The sequence below is a fragment of the Hydrogenobacter sp. T-2 genome (assembly GCF_033971325.1).
GTDB lineage: Bacteria > Aquificota > Aquificia > Aquificales > Aquificaceae > Pampinifervens > Pampinifervens diazotrophicum.
This window is the reverse complement of sequence record NZ_CP117180.1, coordinates 78,608-96,100: the sequence shown is the minus strand read 5'-3', so window position 1 is coordinate 96,100 and position 17,493 is coordinate 78,608. Positions and strand designations below refer to the sequence as shown.

18 protein-coding genes, 1 tRNA gene and 1 pseudogene are annotated in these 17,493 nt (G+C 42.3%); 9 read left to right on the top strand and 11 right to left on the bottom strand.

Translation table 11 applies throughout. The features are described 5' to 3' along the window. Nucleotides 1-368: 368 nt before the first annotated feature. Genes IAE16_RS00560 through IAE16_RS00535 form a run of 6 tightly spaced genes read right to left on the bottom strand, consistent with a single transcriptional unit; the run spans nt 369 to nt 5,735 of the window. Nucleotides 369-746: a hypothetical protein gene (locus tag IAE16_RS00560; RefSeq protein WP_323700755.1), complete on the bottom strand. Its 378-nt coding sequence runs from the start codon at nt 744-746 to the stop codon at nt 369-371. A 26-nt stretch (nt 747-772) separates the two neighbouring features. After that, on the bottom strand, nt 773-1,435 hold the full coding sequence (locus tag IAE16_RS00555; protein ID WP_323700754.1) for an ABC transporter ATP-binding protein: 663 nt from the start codon (nt 1,433-1,435) through the stop codon (nt 773-775). Beyond that, nucleotides 1,432-2,652, bottom strand: coding sequence for an ABC transporter permease (locus IAE16_RS00550; RefSeq protein WP_323700753.1), 1,221 nt, complete (start codon nt 2,650-2,652; stop codon nt 1,432-1,434). The genes IAE16_RS00555 and IAE16_RS00550 overlap by 4 nt, the downstream gene beginning before the upstream one ends. Then, nucleotides 2,649-3,755 carry an efflux RND transporter periplasmic adaptor subunit gene (locus IAE16_RS00545; RefSeq protein WP_323700752.1) on the bottom strand — a complete coding sequence of 369 codons (1,107 nt, stop codon included), beginning with the start codon at nt 3,753-3,755 and terminating at the stop codon, nt 2,649-2,651. Before IAE16_RS00545 ends, IAE16_RS00550 begins: the two co-directional genes overlap by 4 nt. Nucleotides 3,756-3,768: 13 nt before the next feature. Next, a complete protein-coding gene (locus IAE16_RS00540) occupies nt 3,769-4,410 on the bottom strand; it encodes a potassium channel family protein (protein ID WP_323700751.1) in 642 nt (213 codons plus the stop codon). Next, entirely contained in the window at nt 4,407-5,735 is a 1,329-nt protein-coding gene (locus IAE16_RS00535; protein WP_323700750.1) for a TrkH family potassium uptake protein, read from the bottom strand. The genes IAE16_RS00540 and IAE16_RS00535 overlap by 4 nt, the downstream gene beginning before the upstream one ends. A 336-nt stretch (nt 5,736-6,071) precedes the next feature. Here IAE16_RS00535 and IAE16_RS00530 point away from each other — a divergent pair. Then, nucleotides 6,072-6,455: pseudogene (locus IAE16_RS00530) on the top strand (MnmC family methyltransferase); the annotation flags it as partial. Here the strand turns inward: IAE16_RS00530 and IAE16_RS00525 are convergent. Next, nucleotides 6,413-6,565 carry a hypothetical protein gene (locus tag IAE16_RS00525; RefSeq protein ID WP_323700749.1) on the bottom strand — a complete coding sequence of 51 codons (153 nt, stop codon included), beginning with the start codon at nt 6,563-6,565 and terminating at the stop codon, nt 6,413-6,415. The pseudogene IAE16_RS00530 and the gene IAE16_RS00525 overlap by 43 nt on opposite strands. Before the next feature lie 95 nt (nt 6,566-6,660). Continuing rightward, nucleotides 6,661-6,733, bottom strand: a tRNA-Phe gene (locus IAE16_RS00520). A 35-nt stretch (nt 6,734-6,768) separates the two neighbouring features. Between IAE16_RS00520 and IAE16_RS00515 the strand changes: the two genes are divergently transcribed. The 6 genes from IAE16_RS00515 to IAE16_RS00490 all read left to right on the top strand — a co-directional run bounded on the left by IAE16_RS00515 (nt 6,769) and on the right by IAE16_RS00490 (nt 11,878). Then, nucleotides 6,769-7,668, top strand: coding sequence for a multiheme c-type cytochrome (locus IAE16_RS00515; RefSeq protein WP_323700748.1), 900 nt, complete (start codon nt 6,769-6,771; stop codon nt 7,666-7,668). A 105-nt stretch (nt 7,669-7,773) separates the two neighbouring features. Then, entirely contained in the window at nt 7,774-8,556 is a 783-nt protein-coding gene (locus IAE16_RS00510) for a cytochrome c oxidase subunit 3 (RefSeq protein WP_323700747.1), read from the top strand. Then, complete coding sequence (locus IAE16_RS00505) at nt 8,553-9,350, top strand: SCO family protein (protein ID WP_323700746.1); 798 nt, start codon at nt 8,553-8,555, stop codon at nt 9,348-9,350. The genes IAE16_RS00510 and IAE16_RS00505 overlap by 4 nt, the downstream gene beginning before the upstream one ends. Continuing rightward, on the top strand, nt 9,347-10,063 hold the full coding sequence (coxB, locus tag IAE16_RS00500) for a cytochrome c oxidase subunit II (RefSeq protein WP_323700745.1): 717 nt from the start codon (nt 9,347-9,349) through the stop codon (nt 10,061-10,063). The genes IAE16_RS00505 and coxB overlap by 4 nt, the downstream gene beginning before the upstream one ends. A gap of 99 nt (nt 10,064-10,162) precedes the next feature. Next, complete coding sequence (locus IAE16_RS00495; RefSeq protein WP_438617124.1) at nt 10,163-11,698, top strand: cytochrome c oxidase subunit I; 1,536 nt, start codon at nt 10,163-10,165, stop codon at nt 11,696-11,698. A gap of 33 nt (nt 11,699-11,731) precedes the next feature. Continuing rightward, nucleotides 11,732-11,878: a hypothetical protein gene (locus tag IAE16_RS00490; RefSeq protein ID WP_323700743.1), complete on the top strand. Its 147-nt coding sequence runs from the start codon at nt 11,732-11,734 to the stop codon at nt 11,876-11,878. On the opposite strand, the gene IAE16_RS00485 is transcribed toward IAE16_RS00490, so the two are convergent. Then, complete coding sequence (locus IAE16_RS00485; RefSeq protein WP_323700742.1) at nt 11,872-14,385, bottom strand: BamA/TamA family outer membrane protein; 2,514 nt, start codon at nt 14,383-14,385, stop codon at nt 11,872-11,874. The genes IAE16_RS00490 and IAE16_RS00485 overlap by 7 nt on opposite strands. 144 nt (nt 14,386-14,529) lie before the next feature. Between IAE16_RS00485 and IAE16_RS00480 the strand changes: the two genes are divergently transcribed. Both IAE16_RS00480 and IAE16_RS00475 read left to right on the top strand, forming a co-directional pair. Then, nucleotides 14,530-14,766: a hypothetical protein gene (locus tag IAE16_RS00480; protein ID WP_323700741.1), complete on the top strand. Its 237-nt coding sequence runs from the start codon at nt 14,530-14,532 to the stop codon at nt 14,764-14,766. A 22-nt stretch (nt 14,767-14,788) separates the two neighbouring features. After that, nucleotides 14,789-15,874 carry an aminotransferase class I/II-fold pyridoxal phosphate-dependent enzyme gene (locus IAE16_RS00475; protein ID WP_323700740.1) on the top strand — a complete coding sequence of 362 codons (1,086 nt, stop codon included), beginning with the start codon at nt 14,789-14,791 and terminating at the stop codon, nt 15,872-15,874. Here IAE16_RS00475 and IAE16_RS00470 read toward each other — a convergent pair. Continuing rightward, the gene (locus tag IAE16_RS00470; protein WP_323700739.1) at nt 15,859-16,524 is read right to left on the bottom strand and encodes an OmpA family protein; all 666 of its coding nucleotides are present in this window, start codon (nt 16,522-16,524) and stop codon (nt 15,859-15,861) included. The two genes, IAE16_RS00475 and IAE16_RS00470, sit on opposite strands and share 16 nt — an antisense overlap. 57 nt (nt 16,525-16,581) lie before the next feature. Further along, nucleotides 16,582-17,493 carry an AAA family ATPase gene (locus tag IAE16_RS00465; protein WP_323700738.1) on the bottom strand — a complete coding sequence of 304 codons (912 nt, stop codon included), beginning with the start codon at nt 17,491-17,493 and terminating at the stop codon, nt 16,582-16,584.

Here is a 17,493-nt window from a genome sequence, read left to right as displayed (position 1 = left end):
CAACTTCCATTACGGTGGTATTTTCTCTTAGCTTACTTGCTATCAGCTCACCCATTGAGGTGTTTTCCTTTATGCTCTCTATCTGTAGGCTCTCCCAAAGGTTGTAAAGTGGAGATATGATAGTTTGCTTGAGTTATTTTTAATGCCATTATACTTTGATGTTTTGGCATCAAGATGCTTTGATGCTCTGATGTTTTGATGATGGGTACTTTAAAGCCTTGTCTCTCAAAGATTTAAACTTGACAATGGCACACTGAATTTTGCATTATCGGGTTGCTAATCTACCGTGTGGAGTTGAAACTTCCCCTTCAAGAATTAACGAACCTGCTTTAGAATAAATGCACCACTCTGGTCAAACTCGGCTCACCCTACTTCCCTTTAGTCATAAAACACTCCATCGCTTGCTCTCTCTTTACAAGCTCCCCCTTGAGGTTGTAGTGAAAAAGCTCCACAGAAACACAGTTGTCACTGGGCTTACCTGTGGGCACTATTTCCATATAGTTGCCATCGTAGTAGAATATCGTTTTTACCCTTGATAGCTCTAATTGTTTTGACAATTTAGCAGTGCCATAGGCTACCTCTCCTGTCGCTTTACCAAGGGCAGCACCCTTATCCCTGTCTCCTGCAGCCTCTCCCGCTATTGTGCCTAAGCCTCCTGCTATTGACCTTACATCCTCTGGACTGTCTGCTACCGCTCCGCAACCCACAACAAACACCAATCCCGCCATAGCTATCAATCCTCTCATGCTTGACCTCACCTTACCTTGCTTACTCAAGAATATTTTAGAATAAGCCCATCCTTTACCTCTATTATCCTATGAGCTTGCTCTGCCAATTCAAGCTCGTGGGTTACCATCACTATGGTAGTGCCCTGAGAGTTTATCTCCTTGAATATCTCCATAACCGCTTGAGTGTTTTTGCTGTCTAAGTTTCCCGTCGGCTCGTCCGCAAGTATTACAGAAGGCTTGTTTATAAGAGCCCTTGCTATGGCAACCCTTTGCATCTCACCGCCAGATATCTGAAAAATCCTTCTCCTTTCCTTTCCACCAAGCCCCAAAGCCTTCAAAAGCTCATAAGCCCTCTCTTCCGCTTCCTTTCTTTCCATGCCCATCTTTATGGCAGGTAGTATGACGTTTTCCATAAGGGTAAACTCAGGAAGGAGATAATGAAACTGAAAAACAAAGCCTATCCTTCTGTTTCTTATTTCTGATAGCTTTCTTTCGTTGGAAAAGTCAACCACTTGACCCTCAAATAAGACCTCTCCCTCTGTAGGTTTATCAAGAAGCCCCATAATGTAAAGCATGGAGCTTTTTCCAGAGCCACTTGCCCCTATTATGGCAACAAACTCTCCACTGTATACCTCAAGGTCTATGCCCTTAAGTATCTGTTCTTGACCTATAGACTTTTTTACACCTCTTAACTCTATTATCCTCATTGGCTTCTAAAGATGTCCACAGGGTTTAGTCTACTTGCCCTATAGGATGGGTATAGGCTTGCCAGAAGGGAAAAGAAGAGAGAAAAGACCAAGGCATACACATAAAATATGGGACTTCTGTCAAGCACAAAGCCCTTTGTCCTTACAAGCCCCTCCACATCAAGCCTTATGGACTCAAGGTATTCCTGAAGCCCAAAGCCCAGCAAAGACCCAATTATAGCCCCAAGAATACCTATTACAAAGCCCTCTACCATAAAGATAAAAAGGATATCTCTCCTCAAAAAACCCATAGCCATCAGAATGGCGATGTCCCTTTTCTTCTCCAAAACTGTCATCATTATTATGTTAAAGATACCAAAGGCGGACACGGTCAATATGGCAAAGACTATCATGTAGGTTATAGTGTTTTGTATTTTGAAGATGCTTAGGAAGTTCCTGTATGCCCTCTGCCAGCTTTCTACCTCGTAGGGTATAGACTCTTGGAGTTCTCTTGAGAGTTTTTCCGCATGGTTTACATCTACTATTTTTATCACTATTTCGTTGACCTCCCCTTGCTTTTCCAAAAGGCTCTGTAGGGTCTTTATGTTTATGTATACCCTTGCGTCATCTATGTTGGTTATGCCAGATTCAAAAAAGTCCTCTACTGTAACTAAAAGAGTCTGTCCGTTGGGTGCCACTAAGAGAAGTTTTTTGCCAAGCTCCTTTATACCAAGACTTTTTGCCACGAGGACTCCTATGATAACTCCCGTTCTGTTTGTCTCCAGTCTGTGTAGGTTTTTATGCACCAAAAACTTCTCTATTATGGATGCCTTTGGCTCTCTCTGAGGGTCAATGCCCAAAAGGGTTACTGGCTTGTCCTTTACTCCATACTTTAGGATGCCTCTGCTTACAAGTCTTGGTGATACACCTAAGACCTCTGGATGTTTTTCTACCTCCTGCACTATATCCTGCCAGCCCAGTATCCTGTCCTTTTCCTTTGGCTTTTCTCCAAGTAAAACTGCCTTGGCTTCTACCTGCTGTGTCTCTTCTCTTGGCTTTATCTTTATGTGTGGCTCAAGGTCTATCACTTGTTGTATAAAGTAGTTTTGAAAGCCAAGCATGAGAGAACTCATAACTATAAAGGCAGAGACACCTATGGAAACGCCAAGCACAGAAACGAGGGTCTGCCTTTTCCTCTGAAGTAGAAGATTAAAAGCCACAAAAAGCACATGCGTCATGGCATTACTACTTTGTCTCCGGGCTTTAGCCCCTCCAAGACTTCAAGATATTCTCCGTATCTTCTGCCAACCTTTACAGGGACTTTGACTCTTCTAACACCATCATACAAAAGCACATGACCATCTTGGTAAGCACTTGCTGGGATAAGGACTGCTTTCTTGCTTTCTACTTCTATCTGACCGTCCACCGTTGAGCCGTTGGGAAGGCCTTCAGGTAGCTCAGCATAAACTTTCACAGTAATAAGTTTTCTATTTCTGTCCACTTCCCTTATTACTTGAAGGACTTTCCCCTCAAACCTCTCATTAGGGTAAGCGTCTACTCTAAGGATAACCCTTTGTCCCTCCCTTAGCATGCCTGCATACTCTTCGTCCACCTCAAGCCAAACCTCCCAACCTTTTGAGCCTACTGAGAAAAGCCTGTTTTCTTGGCTCATGTGGTTTATGTAGTCCCCTGGGTTTACAAACTTTTTGAGGACATATCCCTCTACAGGGCTTCTTATAACATACTTTTCCTTTTCTCTCAATAGTTTTTCCCTTTCCGCCAACAGCACCCTTTCCTCAGACCTAAGAGAAACTATGACATCCTGATAGTTGCTCTTTAATCTTTCATATTCTCTCCTGCTTACCTCATACTGAGTTTTACTCTGCTCGTATGCTTCTTTTGGTATAAGACCCTGAGAGAAAAGCCTTTCTCTTCTTTCAAAAAGGCTTTTGCTGTTTTCCATGTTTATCCTTGCAGATTCAATACCACTTTCAAGGCTTTTTAGGTATGGAGAGCCTTCTCTTAACCTTTCACGCACAAGGTTTATCCTCTCGGACACTTCTTTTATGCTTGCGTCTATGGTTTTTGAATCAATAGTGGTGAGGGGTTGTCCTTTTCTTACAAAATCCCCCTCTTTTACGAAGACTTCTTTTATGTAGCCAGAGACCTCCGCCCTTACTACCACGTAGTTTTCCGCTTTTGCATAGCCAGAGCCATACACAAGGGTTTTAACCTCCTCTTCTTTAACCACCGCATAATTTTCTTTATTTACCCTTACCGCAAAATAAAGCACTAACACCGCACCAAAAATAAAAGGAAGAGCCATGAGAACTTTTTTCATGCTTGTTATATTATCATAAAACTCCTATCTTTTTTCTTCTGCCTAACACCACTGAAATGTCGTCTTGAGCTATCACCTCTTCCGCTGATGGGTTTACTATGAACTTGTCTCCTCTCTTTATGGCGAGGACTGTCATGTCGTATTTTCTTCTTAAGTCAAGCTCTCTAAGGCTTTTGTTATGCAATCTCTGTGGAGGTTTCATCTCAAATATACTGTAGTTTTCCGCTATGGGTATCTCCTCTATAAACCCGCCCACAAGAAGGGAATGGGCAAGTCTTACAGCCATATCCCTTTCAGGGTGTATAACTCTGCTTACTCCAAGCCTTTCAAGTATTCTTCCATGTAGAGGGTTTACCGCCTTGGCTATTATCTCCCTTACTCCTAACTCCATAAGCTGGACTACCACCAATATGCTCGCTTCTATATTCTCTCCGATGCTCACTATCACCGTGTCTGCATTGGCAATACCAGACTCCTTGAGGGCTTTCTCATCGGTTGCATCTAATATAAAGGCTTGATGAACAAGCTCCGATATTTGTTTGACTTTCTCCTCATCTATATCACAAGCTATAACTTCCGCACCGCCTTCTGCAAGGGTTTTTGCCACATTAAAACCAAACCTACCGAGCCCTATAACTCCAAAGACCTTTTTCATAGCAAGAGCCTCGTCTCGGGAAGTTTCACATGACTTGGCTTTTCTTTACCAACAAGTGCAAGCATAAAGCCAAGCACGCCCACCCTTCCTGCTATCATGGTTAGAATTATAAGGAATTTACCAAGCGGTGAAAAGTCTGCGGAGAGACTAAGTCCCTTGGGATTACCGAGGGAAAACCCAACGGTGGAGAAGGCAGAAACCGTCTCAAAAAGAGCTGGGAGAAGCCTTATGTTTTCAAGCTCAGCCAAAAGTGTTGCCATTAAGGTGTTGTAAGCAAAGGCAAGACTGAGCACCACCATCGCCCTGTGCACCTGTGCATCTATAAGCCTCCTACCAAAGACCACCACATCTGGTCTACCCCTAACGTAAGAGAGAACAGCAAGAAATACAACCACTGCGGTTATGGTCTTTATACCACCTCCTGTCCCACCGGGTGATGCACCCACGAACATTAAGTTTACAAGCACAAACTGGGAAGCTTCCGACAGTTTGCTTATGTCTATGGTGTTAAAGCCTGCAGTCCTTGCAGATATGCTACGAAACAAACTTGCCAATATTTTCTCCTCCATCGGTAAATCTTTAAACCTCCATATATCAAAAAGGAGCACCATAAACCCAAGGACTATAAGCACTGTGGAGGATAAAAAGACGAGCTTTGTGTGGGTGGAGAGTCTTTTGACCTCTCCTTTTTTGTAAAGTATTAGCTCATAGATAGTATAAAAGCCTATACCTCCAATTACAATAAGAAGGCTTATTACCATATTGACCCAGAGGTCTCTCCTAAAGCTCATAAGGTTTTCCGAGAAAGTAGAAAAGCCAGCGTTGTTAAAGGCGGAAATGGCATGAAAAACACTGGCAAAGAGAGCATCCACAGGGTCTTTTAGTTTAAAAAGAAAGGAAGGAAACAGGGCAAGAGCACCAAGAAATTCAATGAGGAAAACTACAGGAATCATCCTCTTTACAAACCTTACAAGCCCGTGCATACCAGGATAGTTAAAGGATTCGGCTAATATAAGCCTCTCCCTCAACCCTAATTTTTTCCTTAGTGCTATGAGAAAGTAGGTAGTAAAGGTCATATAACCTAACCCACCAAGCTGTACGAGAAGAAAGATAATGAACTTTCCCGAAAGGGTGAAATCCTTTTCTGTATCTAAAACAACAAGTCCTGTGACCGTAGTAGCTGAGGTTGCGGTAAACAGAGCATCAAGATAGCTTATATCTCTTGTGGTAGAAGGTGGAAGGTATAAGAGGAAAGACCCAACGAGTATGACCCCAAGGTAGGAAACGAGGAGTATTCTGTGAGGCGTCCATTCAAAACCTCGCATGCTTACCTTAAATTTTATACTGTGGATCTGAATGACCTCTTAGAGGAGCGTATAAGACTAAGGGCAGTTGGTCTATCTCAGGATAACATAAGGCACATAGTCCTTGAGCTAAAGGCTTGGCTACAGCCCTCTGTTGAGGAAAAGGGTGTAGTTCAGACCAGTTCTGGTGACTATACGCTTGTTCACCCTCTATATGGAGAGCCCTACCATAGCATATCCGCAGGTGCTGTTAGAGAATGTCTTGAAAAGTTCCTTGAGCCCTCTGGTCTACTGCAAAGGGCAGAAAACCTCAAAAAGGTTCGTATTCTTGACATAGGCTTTGGACTTGGCTACAACGTGGCAGTAGCCATAAAGAGGTTAAAAGACATAAACCCATCTGTGGAAATAAAGGTTCTTTCCTTTGAAAGAGAACTTCCTCAAAGCCTCCCACCCCTCCCAGAGGAGTTTACCAAGTATCACAGGCTTCTGTGGGACAGTCTTCCAGAGTTTGAAAGGGATGGCATACGCTTTAGGCTATACCTTGGAGATGCAAGGCAAAGCATATTAGAGATTTCTGAGTTTTCTGCACATGCGGTTTTTCACGATGGCTTTTCTCCCTACAGAAACCCCGAGCTTTGGACCTTTGACTTTCTGTCTCAGATAAAGAGGCTTATCAGCCCAGAGGGCGTTTGGGTCTCTTACACCTCATCACTGCCTGTGAGAAAAGCCTTAAAGGAGCTCGGCTTTAGAATACGCACCACTAAAAGTGTGGGAAGGAAAAGAGGTGGAACAAAAGCCTGCCTTCTGTGTGAGGAGAGCCTATCAGAAGAAGAGAAAAGAAAGCTAAGCACCTCTCCCTATGCCATACCCTTTCTTGACCCCACACTCAAAAGCAAACCCTTGGATATACTCATAGACTACAGGATAAGGGTTGAGCTTTTGAAAGTGGCCCAGGGCGGATTCGAACCGCCGACACCCCGGTTTTCAGCCGGGTGCTCTACCAACTGAGCTACCGGGCCTATGAAGATAATATTATATATCCAAGGAGGGAAAAATGATAATTCTTTTTGTCCTCTTTGCCTTTATAAGCTCCTGTGGAGATGTGTTTGTGGAAAAGGACTTGCTTGAAAGGCCACAAGCGAAACGGTGTTCCGACTGCCATGCGGAGATATTCAAGGAGTGGGAAAAGAGTAGGCATGCTATGGCGTGGAAGAGCGAAAAGTTCAAGCTTGAAAGTGAGGAATACACCAAGACAAAATGTCTCTCCTGTCATGCTCCACATCAGGTTGACCCAGAAATAAAACCATCACTTAGAGTTGAGTTTAGAGAAGATGGAGTTTCTTGTGTCGCATGCCACTTTAAGGAACAAACAAAAGCCATGCACGGACCACACAAGGTATGGTCTCCACCCCATCCTTCAAAGCAAGACTTTAACTATACGAAATCCTTTTTCTGTGCTGGATGCCATCAGGAAACATACAAAGAATGGCATTTGACGAAGGTTCAAAAGTCCTGTCAGGATTGCCATATGCCCTCTATGGGAGATAAAAGGCTTGTCCAGAAGTTTCCCTTTGAATACTTCCACAGTAAAAAGCCAAGACATGACCACAGCTTTCCAGTAGGCATAGCAAAATCAGAAGACATAAAAATTGAGCTGGAAAGGGAAGAGAACCTCAGGTTAAAAGTAACCAACATAGGAATTCCTCACAACCTCCCCACCGCCGACCAAGGAGACCCCAAGCTATATATCATAGTAGATGCAGAATTGCCCAATGGAGAGTCCTCTAAAATAGTCAGAGTATTGTCCTATCAGGCAAGGAATGCTCTAGTATATGGAGTCCCCACTTACATTGAACTTCCTTGGCATGAGGTCAAGAGCTTAAAACTAAGCATTCAAAGGAAGCTAAGCTGGAAAGAGGAAAGGGAGAAGATAAAGGAGATGACGCTCAAATAGTATAAATTTTTCTTATAATCATATAAGCAGTTGTTTATTGATTTCACCCCTCCAGAATTATTAAATTTTCTTCTTATTCTTATGAAGCATAAGAGGAGGTAAATAATGGCACAGCACGAGGTGCACCACCATTTAGGAGAGCACGAGTATAGCTACTGGCCCCTGCCTGTGGGTCTTGCAGTGCTTCTTGTCCCTCTTACCTTTATAGCCTTTTTCGTTTGGCAAAAGCCCATGTTGGCTCTTATCTTTGGGGGTGTAAGTCTTGTCCTTTTTGTGCTTGGTATAGCTGGCTGGGTTCATGAGTTCTTCTCCAAGGGTCACGAAGAAGGGCTTGGTATGCCTGCCATGATGTTTTTCATAGTGTCTGAGGTAGTTATATTCGGGACGATCTTTGCTGGGTTTTACATGGCAAGGGTGACCCATGCAGATGTATGGTCCCAGTGGGTTCCAAAGGGTATGAACCTAACAATACCCGTAATACTTACCTTTATCCTCTGGGCTTCAAGTGCCACAATAGCCCTTGCAGAGAAGTTTTTTGAGAAGGGTAAGAATGGGCTATCCGCTATCTTCGTTTTACTTACAATAGCTTTGGGCTCTGCCTTTATGGTCATACACATTATGGAGTGGCTACATCTATGGCATGAAGGCTTTACCCTAAGCTCCAACATGTATGGTACTGGCTTTTATATGCTTACTGGTATACACACTTCTCACATAGTGGTTGGTCTACTTACTATGCTGGTTGCGGTATTTTTGCTCCTAAGTGGTAAAGCGAACGAACACAAGGGTCATACTTACATCAAAGCCATAACCATGTATTGGCATTTTGTGGACATCATGTGGCTTCTCGTGGCAAGCAGTGCATATCTTATCGGTAGCTTAGCATGAGTCTGCTTTTGCTTTCCATGATGATTCTTTCTATGATTTTTGCAAGAGAGCCTTACGAATATGGTAGATATACAAGCTATTATGGAGAGCAGGACGTTAGCGTGGTAAAAATTCAAGAGGAGTTGTTCATCGGTAAGGAAGTTGCGGATGTTAGGGTAAAAACCCTCAATGGGGAGACTCAGCTCAAGGAATTCATAAAAGGCAAGCCCACTGCTCTGCTCTTTGCCTATTATACCTGTGATACGGTTTGCCCCATAACTGCGGAAAATCTCTATAAACAATCAAAAAATCTCTCCAAAGACTACAGGTATGTGATTCTCTCCTTTGACGAGAAGGATAACCTTAACACCATGAAGGATTTTGTGCAAAAGAACTTTGGCACGACTAACTTACCCGATAACTGGCTTGTAGGAATGCTTTCCAAAGAAGACATAAGGAAAATAACCCAGTCTGTAGGTTATAAGTTCTACTACATAGACAGGGACAGAATCTTCATACATCCAAACGTCACCATATTCCTATCTCCAGATGGAAAGGTCATGCGTTACCTCTACGGTGCTTTCCTTAGAGACAAGGACATAAGCCTTGCCTTTGTGGACGCTCAGAGAGAAAAGCCTTCTGTTAACAATATCGTAGACCTTGCTATACTTGCATGCTATAGATATGACCATACGAGAAGTAGGTATGTTATAGACCCAACGCTAATATTTGCAGGCATTGGTATACTTGGTGTTATAGGGACTTTTACTCTTGCATATTTTTATAGTAGAAATAAAAAGGAGGTGCACCCATGAAAGAAGTGCTTGCCTATCCTGCCAACTATTGGCAGACCATGTATGAGATATGGCTGTTTATAGCGGTGGTTATCTACCTTGTGGTTTTCATACCCGGAGCATATTTTCTCGTTAAATACCGCTACAGAAAAGGTGTTAACGAAAAGGCACAGCATGTGCACGAAAGCAAAGCTCTTGAAGTTCTCTGGACTATAATACCCACAATAGTTGTCATATACTTAGCAACACAGAGCTTTGCCTTTTATAGAATCCAAAGAAATGCTCCTGAAAATGCCATGGAAATAAAGGTCACAGCTTTCATGTGGGGTTGGGAGTTTGAGTATCCAAATGGTAAAAAAGTATTTTCCTTCTTCAACAGTGTGATAAACCCAGAGACTAATGCATATCTTAAGCCAGAAGAGGTGAACGATATGTTTAAGGCATACATACCTGCGGACACGCCTATTAAAGTTCTCTGTACCTCAAGGGATGTGATACACTCCTTCTACGTGCACCCGGCAAAGGTTACAGAAGACTGTGTCCCAGGTAGGATAACCCATATGTGGTTTCAGATAAACAAACCCGGGGAATACTGGGCATTTTGTAGAGAATACTGCGGAACGCAGCATTCAAAAATGGCCGCAGTGCTAAAGGTAGTTCCAAAGGAAGAATTTGAAAAGTGGCTTAACGAAGGTATGCAAACAAACAACACTTCATATAAACAAAACCTTTAAAGGAGGTGCATCACCATGGCCGCTATAAGCTATAGGCCGTATTTCAGTGCCGGTCTTAAGGAATGGATATTCACCACAGACCACAAAAAGATAGGCATTATGTATGGAGTGACCAGCCTTGTGTTCTTCCTTATAGCCGGTCTTTCCGCTCTTGCCATAAGGATGGAGCTCTACCAGCCCGGGCTTCAATATATGGGAGAAGACACCTACAATAAGGCTCTTACTATTCATGGCGTTCTCATGCAATTTTGGTGGGCGGTGGGCATATGGAGTTCCTTTGGAAACTATCTTCTGCCTTTAATGATAGGAGCAAGAGATGTGGCTTTTCCAAGGCTTAATGCTCTTAGCTATTGGTTTTTCTTTGCTGCGAGCGTTTTAGCCCTTATAACACTCCTCCCGGGCAATCACATAAGAATGCTATGGACGGGTTATCCACCCTTCTCCCTCAATGAAAACGCTGGACCTGTAGCCTTTTACGCTCTTATAATCCACCTTCTTGGTGCTTCTTCTTTGGCGGGTGCTATAAACTTGGTGGTAACAAACCTTACTATGAGGGCACCGGGTATAACCCTTAAGAAGATGAACCTCTTTTTGCATTCCTTCTTGGCAATGAACGTAATTCAAATCTTGGGCGTGCCTGCCCTTGCAGGTGCGGTAACTATGCTCCTTATGGATAAATACTTCCACACAGCTTTCTTTGACCCCACAAGGGGAGGAGACCCCCTTCTGTATCAAAACCTTTTCTGGTTTTATTCTCATCCTGTGGTTTATGTTATGATCCTGCCTGCCTTTGGTGTTATATCTGAGATAGTGGCAACCTTCTCAAGACGGGAGATATTCGGAAGAACATCTATGATATTTGCCATATGGGGAATTGCTATTCTCGGTTTTATGGTTTGGATACATCATATGTTTACCAGCGGTGTGCCAGATTGGATAAGAATAGTCTTCTCTTACACTACAGTTCTCATAGGTGTGCCAACAGGTATAAAGATATTCAACTGGATATTTACCTTGTATAAGGGTTCTATTAGGTTTACTACACCAATGCTATATATCCTAAGTGCCATATTCATGTTCCTCATAGGTGGTCTTACTGGTATACCTCTTGGTCTTCCTGCCTTTGATATTGCAGTTCATGACTCCCACTTTGTTGTAGCACACTTCCACTATGTGCTTGGTATGGCTCTTACCCTTGCAGCCTTTGGAGGCTTTTACTACTGGTATCCCAAGTATACAGGTAGGATGTATAGCGAGCTCTGGGCAAAGGTTGCTCTTGTGCTCATAATGATAGGTTCGAACCTCTTCTATTTCCTTCAGTTTATAGTAGGTCTTGAGGGTATGCCAAGAAGATATGCGGACTATCCTGCAATAGAAAGCTGGGTGAGACTGCATGAGCTCCAAACCGTAGGTGCTATGATTCTTGGTATAGGCATAGCAGTGGCTGTTCTAAACTTGGTTTTTTCTACAAAATTTGGCAAGAAGGCAGAAGACAACCCTTGGCAGTCTCCATCTCTTGAGTGGCTTATTCCTTCTCCTCCACCGCCTCACAACTTTGACAAGACACCTCACATGCCAGAAGACTGGGACCCCTACAACTACGAGTGGCTTGAAAAACAGCACAAAAAACAATAAAATCTTATGGGGGCTTTCGCCCCTTTTAAAAACATGAAAAAAACAGTAGCCCTTTTAGCACTTTTTTTACTCGCGGTTGCCTCCTTTCTTATAAGTGCCCTCTACTTTACAAACCCTCAATACAGAAAGGAGAAGATAGACCAATACAAGCATAAAATTGAAAAGAGAAGACCTCAATAATAGTAGCCTACAGACAAATACACTTTAAATCTACTTAGCCAATTATTCTCAAAGGGAAAGGCTACATCAATTCTTATAGGCCCTATTGGTGTGTTTACGCCTAATGCTACACCTGCGTTAGCTTTAACATCCTTGAATAAGTCCTTGGGTTTATTAGCAACACTTCCAGCATCTCCAAAAAAAGCTCCCACAAAGGACTCTCTTAAAGAGAATATGAACTCAAGCCTTCCAAAGGTATAGTATTTACCACCATTGGGCTGACCTATTTCTTCGTAGGAGTAGCCCCTTAGGTCTCTAAGACCACCTAAGAAAAACCTGTCAAATATAGGTGCATCGCCCCAAACTGCACCTCCTGCTACCTTGAAGCTAAGCTTGAAATCTTTTGGCAATGGTATGAGATAAAAGGTAGACAGGTCAAACTTAGAATAACGCGCATCGCCTTCTGCGAGGCTAAAGTTCACGCTATCGTAATGTATTCTGCTCGGTGAGAAGATGTCATCCTTGAACTCTCTAAGCAGAAAAACTCCATATTTTCTGATGTTATACTTTTGCCCATCAACTTCGTTTCTGAGCAAGCTAAAAACAGGACCTACAGATGTATTCCTCGTTATCCTATAGCCTAATTGAAGGTTAGAGCCATATGAATCAAGGCTATAGCTTTTATGCTCCTCGTAGGTTTTAAACAGATTAGATTTGAACCAGTATTTGCTTGAAAACAAGAAGTTATCAGAAAGGCTAAGTTCATAGAGCTCTCTTTTACCAGTTTTTCTATATTTTAAGCCAGAAGAAAGACCTACTCCAAACAAATTCTTTAAACCGATAAAACCTTCGAGAGATATGTTTTCTTCCGTGTTGTATCCAATAGAGAGGTCAAGAATGCCTCTTTTATCTTCTGATAACTGAATTAGACGGTGGACCACTTTCTCTTCCTTGTCAACAAAGGTATCTATGGATACACCGTTAAATATACCACTTGTCAACATGTTGTGTAATGTTTCATCATCAAGATTCTGTGAGTAATTCTGTGCCTTTTTTGTCATATAAGAAAGCTCTCTGGACGACGTCTTTTCATAGCCGTAGTAAATAGTATCACCAAGCTTGTAGACCTGTCCCTCTTCCACTCTGTATATGTATGTGTAAAGGATGTTTTCTTCGTCCTCTTGAACCTTAACATCTATGTCAAAATTGCCATCCATTAAACCCTTTTTGAGGAAGTAGTTTTGTAAGTCTATGTTTAGGTCCTCAATCAGGTTTGTATTAAATATAGCAGGCAGTTTATCTTTATGTTTGCTAAATAGTTTCTTTATATCCTTGTTTTCCCCTTCATACTTTACATCTTTTAGTATCTGTCTTTTTCCCGGATTTATATCAAACTCTACCTTTACCTCTTTTTTGTCCCTAAGGACCTCCTTTTTTAATCTACCATCCACAAGTGTATAGCCTTCTTTGTATAACTTTTCCAGTTTAGACTTAAGGAGGCTTTCTAACATATCCTCATCATAAAACTCTTCCTCAAAGCCTTCTCCGAGGATTTTATATCTATATCCTTCATGTATTTTGAAATTTATAACCTCTCCTATCCTTTCGTATTCAACTTTCACATCAAAGAAACCCTTTTTATGATACGCTCTTATTATGTTTTCTCTTGCCTCCTCAAGGGAAAAGGGGTCAACGCCCTTGCTTTGTAGACCGCTTATAGCGGTAAGCTCTTTTTCTGTAAAGAAATTTGCTCCTTCCTGGTTAATTTTGTATCTCCTGCCTTCAATTATCTGAAATACAGGTCTCGCAACAAAGCCCCTTCCCGTTATGGCTCTGAAGGTGGCAATGGGATGACTGAAAAGGTTTGAAATACCCTCAGAGAGAGAACCAAGAAGCCTAAAGGGGCTTCTTTTTATCCTCCCATCCATAGGCATAAGGACACGGTAGAAGGGTCTGTTTAGTCTTAACTTTTCCAGCCCTTCGTAATACACAAAGCTGTCCCAGAAGCCCTCCTCAATGTAGAAGTCCTGAAGCTGAAACACGCTTTCTCTGAAAAAACTCTCCTTTATTACCCTACCTCTTACAAGTCCTATAGCTTCATCCAAGATGGAATATGGATAGCTTGATCCTCTATATACCCCTCCATCTGTAAAGTAGACAGGTCCTTCATCTATTCCCATATATAGGTCTATGTAGCCATCTTCATCCCTTATTAATGTAACCCTTACAGACGCGTCAAGAAAGCCTCTATCCATGTATAACCTTTTGACCCTTTCTTCTACATCCAATTCATTGAACTCTGGACCTCTCACCGGCATTCCCTCATAAAAGCCAAGATAAGATAGTATCTCATCTCTGATAAGTGCCACATTTCCCTCTACGCGTATAGACCTCATTATAGGAAATCTTTCCACGTAGATGTATATTCCTTCTTCACTTTCCATAAGGTAGACATCCTTCACATCCTCTATATTTCTTATGATATCCACCATTTCCCTGTAATTTTGCTCGTTAATGACCTTTTCCATATTGCTCTTCCTCAACGGGTAGTTGGACGTTATAAAAACCTGTGCGGAGAGGCTTAGTGGTAAAAAGAGGAAAAGAATAAGTAAGAGCATAGTATAATTTTAGCAATGGGGCTTGACAAAAAGGTACTATTTTCTACTCAAGGGATGAATTACATAGATACTATAAAAAGAGACAAGAAGGCTGTCGCAGTTGAGTTTGAGGCGATACTTCTAAAAGAAGTTCTGAAAGAAGCCTTTAGACCTATGCTTGAAGGGAAAACCTTTGATACTAAGCTATACTACGATATATTCCTTGAAAACATTAGCAGGAAACTGGCAGAGGCTGGAGGTATGGGTATAGCAAAGTTTATACTTGATAATGTGAGAGATGGGAAGACTTGATAGAGTGAGCCCGTTTATAGTTATGGACATTCTTAAAGAAGCCCAAGTCATGGGCGATGTGGTTCACATGGAGATAGGTGAACCAGACCTTGAGCCTCCACCCTCAGTTATGGAAGCCTTAGAGAGAGCTATCAAAGAAAAGAGGTTCTACTACACACCCAGTCTTGGTATATGGGAGCTAAGAGAGCGTATAGCACAGCACTATTACCAGTATTATGGAGTAAATGTCTCACCCTCTCGGGTTGTTATAACTACTGGAACATCGGGGGCTTTCCTCGTAGTCTATGCCATATTGATGGACGCAGGGCAAAAGGTTGTGCTCTCTGACCCTTCCTATCCGTGCTATAAAAACTTCGCCTATTTGCTTAACACAGAACCAGTCTTTATAAGGGTAGACAAAAGCACAGGATATCAGATAACTGTAGACCATCTTAGAGAAGTCGGAGACTTTACCACAGTTCATATATCATCTCCTGCGAACCCTACAGGCACTCTTTATAGCGATGAAAACCTAAAGTCCTTGATAGAATACTGCGAGGAGAGAGGTAAATACTTTATATCCGATGAAATATACCACGGGCTTGTTTACGATAGAAAAGAAAGAACCGCTCTTGAGTTCAGTGATAGGGCTATAGTTATAAATGGCTTTTCAAAAGCCTTTTGTATGCCAGGCTTTAGGCTTGGCTGGGTTATACTTCCAGATGAAGGTATGGTAAGAAGGGCAGAGCTCATTATACAAAACCTCTTCATATCCGCACCCACGCTAAGTCAATACTCTGCCCTTGGAGCCTTTGACTACGAATACCTTGAAAAGGTTAGGAAAACCTACAGAAGAAGAAGAGACCTTCTATACCAAAAGCTGAAGGATATTTTTGATATTGACGCATATCCGGAGGGAGCCTTCTATCTTTGGGCAAGGGTAGAAAGGTATGGTCTTGATGGCTATAGTCTATCACAGAAACTTTTAAAGGAAGCTAAAGTTGCTGTTACACCTGGCGTAGATTTCGGGAATAACAATACAGATAAATTTATAAGAATATCCTTTGCAAAAGATGGGGGCACCCTGCAAGAGGGTGCCAGAAGGATAAGAGATTACTTTATGAGATAAATCCTTACAGCTCTCTGTTGTGCATGGCTTGGACCAAGAAGGTCCGCAACTTCCTTACCGTAAGCTGCTATCCTTATTCTTCCTATATCCACACCCTTCCTTGCTAAATAGCTGGCAACCATCTGTGCTCTCCACATGGAGAGGTTGAAGTTGTATCTGCTACTTCCTCTTGTATCCGCAAAGCCTACTATTAGTATTTCTCGGTTATCTCCTGTTAGTTTTCCAACCATATCATCAAGTTTTCTTGCCTCAGAAGGTCTTATGTTGAACCTGTCAAAGTCAAAGAAAACAACACCTACTTCTTCAAGTTGCCACTTATATGGACCGACACCATCTTCTTTCCTAGGAGCAGGTGCTGGTGCGGGTGTTGGTGATGCTCTGCCTTCAAGAGCCCTTAGACGTCTCTCGTGGTCTTCTGCAGTGTTTTCAAGCTTTTTAACCCTTCCTTCAAGGTCATTAACCTTCTTGCTTGCATCTTCTGCCAGCCTCTTACTCTCCACTATGGCATCAAAATAGTTCTTATAGCACTTGTCCAACATATACTTGCTGAACACCTCTTTTGGACTTCCACAGGGGTCCATGGGCTTTTGCTTGTCTTGAGCCATTACAAAGCCTGAAGCTAATGCCATAGCAAGTGCAATTTTCCTCATGTCGCCACCTCCTTTTCTTGATGTTTATATTATACATCGTTTTTCATGAAAAAATTGTTAAGGTTTAAACCTTGCTTTGAGGCTTTCAACTATACTCCTTATGATTTGGTCTGCCTGCTGTCCGTCCCTTGTCACTATCCTATGAGAAAGACAGAAAGGTGCAAGCTCAAAGATGTCCTCTGGAACTACAAAATCCCTATCTTTGGTATAAGCCAGTGCTTTGGCACAGTTTATTAGGTGTATCAGACCCCTTGTGGAAACGCCGAGAAGTATATTTGGATGATGTCTAGTATTATAGGCTATTTCTACTGCAAGATAGGCCACTTCTGGAGATACATAACAGTTTCTTATGTTTTCCATAAAAGATATAAGTTCATTTGTCTTTATCATCGTTTTTAGCCTTTCAACTCTTTCAAGAGGGTTTTCTCCTCTAAGTATCTGGGCTTCCGTTTCCATGTCTGGGTATCCGAGGCTAAGCCTCATGCTGAATCTGTCCAGCTGAGACTCGGGTAGGGGATACGTGCCATGCTGTTCCACGGGGTTTTGGGTAGCTATTACGAAGAAGGGCTGAGGAAGCTCGTAAGTTATTCCATCAACAGAAACCTTTCCTTCCGCCATTGCCTCAAGCAATGCACTCTGTGTTTTAGGTGTAGCTCTGTTTATCTCATCCGCAAGTATGAGGTTGTTAAATATTGGTCCCTTTTTGAAAACAAAGGACTTCTTTGACTGATCGTAAAGGCTCACGCCGAGTATGTCTGAGGGTAGTAGGTCACTTGTAAATTGAATTCTTGCAAAGGACAAGCCTAAGACTTTTGCTATAGAAAGGGTAAGGGTGGTTTTTCCAACGCCCGGCACATCTTCCAACAAAAGGTGTCCACCAGAGAGAAGGCATACCAGAGAGTATTTTACTATTTCGTCCTTCCCCTTGAGCACCCTCCTTACTTCTGATATAACTGCTTCAACTTCCAT

Coding starts and splice junctions, on each gene's coding strand:
- IAE16_RS00470 (WP_323700739.1), bottom strand. CDS start 16,524: ATGAGGAAAATTGCACTTGCTATGGCATTAGCTTCAGGCTTTGTAATG.
- IAE16_RS00485 (WP_323700742.1), bottom strand. CDS start 14,385: ATGGAAAAGGTCATTAACGAGCAAAATTACAGGGAAATGGTGGATATC.
- IAE16_RS00545 (WP_323700752.1), bottom strand. CDS start 3,755: ATGAAAAAAGTTCTCATGGCTCTTCCTTTTATTTTTGGTGCGGTGTTA.
- IAE16_RS00540 (WP_323700751.1), bottom strand. CDS start 4,410: ATGAAAAAGGTCTTTGGAGTTATAGGGCTCGGTAGGTTTGGTTTTAAT.
- IAE16_RS00480 (WP_323700741.1), top strand. CDS start 14,530: ATGAATTACATAGATACTATAAAAAGAGACAAGAAGGCTGTCGCAGTT.
- IAE16_RS00555 (WP_323700754.1), bottom strand. CDS start 1,435: ATGAGGATAATAGAGTTAAGAGGTGTAAAAAAGTCTATAGGTCAAGAA.
- IAE16_RS00510 (WP_323700747.1), top strand. CDS start 7,774: ATGGCACAGCACGAGGTGCACCACCATTTAGGAGAGCACGAGTATAGC.
- IAE16_RS00535 (WP_323700750.1), bottom strand. CDS start 5,735: ATGCGAGGTTTTGAATGGACGCCTCACAGAATACTCCTCGTTTCCTAC.
- IAE16_RS00495 (WP_438617124.1), top strand. CDS start 10,163: ATGTATGGAGTGACCAGCCTTGTGTTCTTCCTTATAGCCGGTCTTTCC.
- IAE16_RS00550 (WP_323700753.1), bottom strand. CDS start 2,652: ATGACGCATGTGCTTTTTGTGGCTTTTAATCTTCTACTTCAGAGGAAA.
- coxB (WP_323700745.1), top strand. CDS start 9,347: ATGAAAGAAGTGCTTGCCTATCCTGCCAACTATTGGCAGACCATGTAT.
- IAE16_RS00490 (WP_323700743.1), top strand. CDS start 11,732: ATGAAAAAAACAGTAGCCCTTTTAGCACTTTTTTTACTCGCGGTTGCC.
- IAE16_RS00475 (WP_323700740.1), top strand. CDS start 14,789: ATGGACATTCTTAAAGAAGCCCAAGTCATGGGCGATGTGGTTCACATG.
- IAE16_RS00505 (WP_323700746.1), top strand. CDS start 8,553: ATGAGTCTGCTTTTGCTTTCCATGATGATTCTTTCTATGATTTTTGCA.
- IAE16_RS00560 (WP_323700755.1), bottom strand. CDS start 746: ATGAGAGGATTGATAGCTATGGCGGGATTGGTGTTTGTTGTGGGTTGC.
- IAE16_RS00465 (WP_323700738.1), bottom strand. CDS start 17,493: ATGGAAGTTGAAGCAGTTATATCAGAAGTAAGGAGGGTGCTCAAGGGG.
- IAE16_RS00515 (WP_323700748.1), top strand. CDS start 6,769: ATGATAATTCTTTTTGTCCTCTTTGCCTTTATAAGCTCCTGTGGAGAT.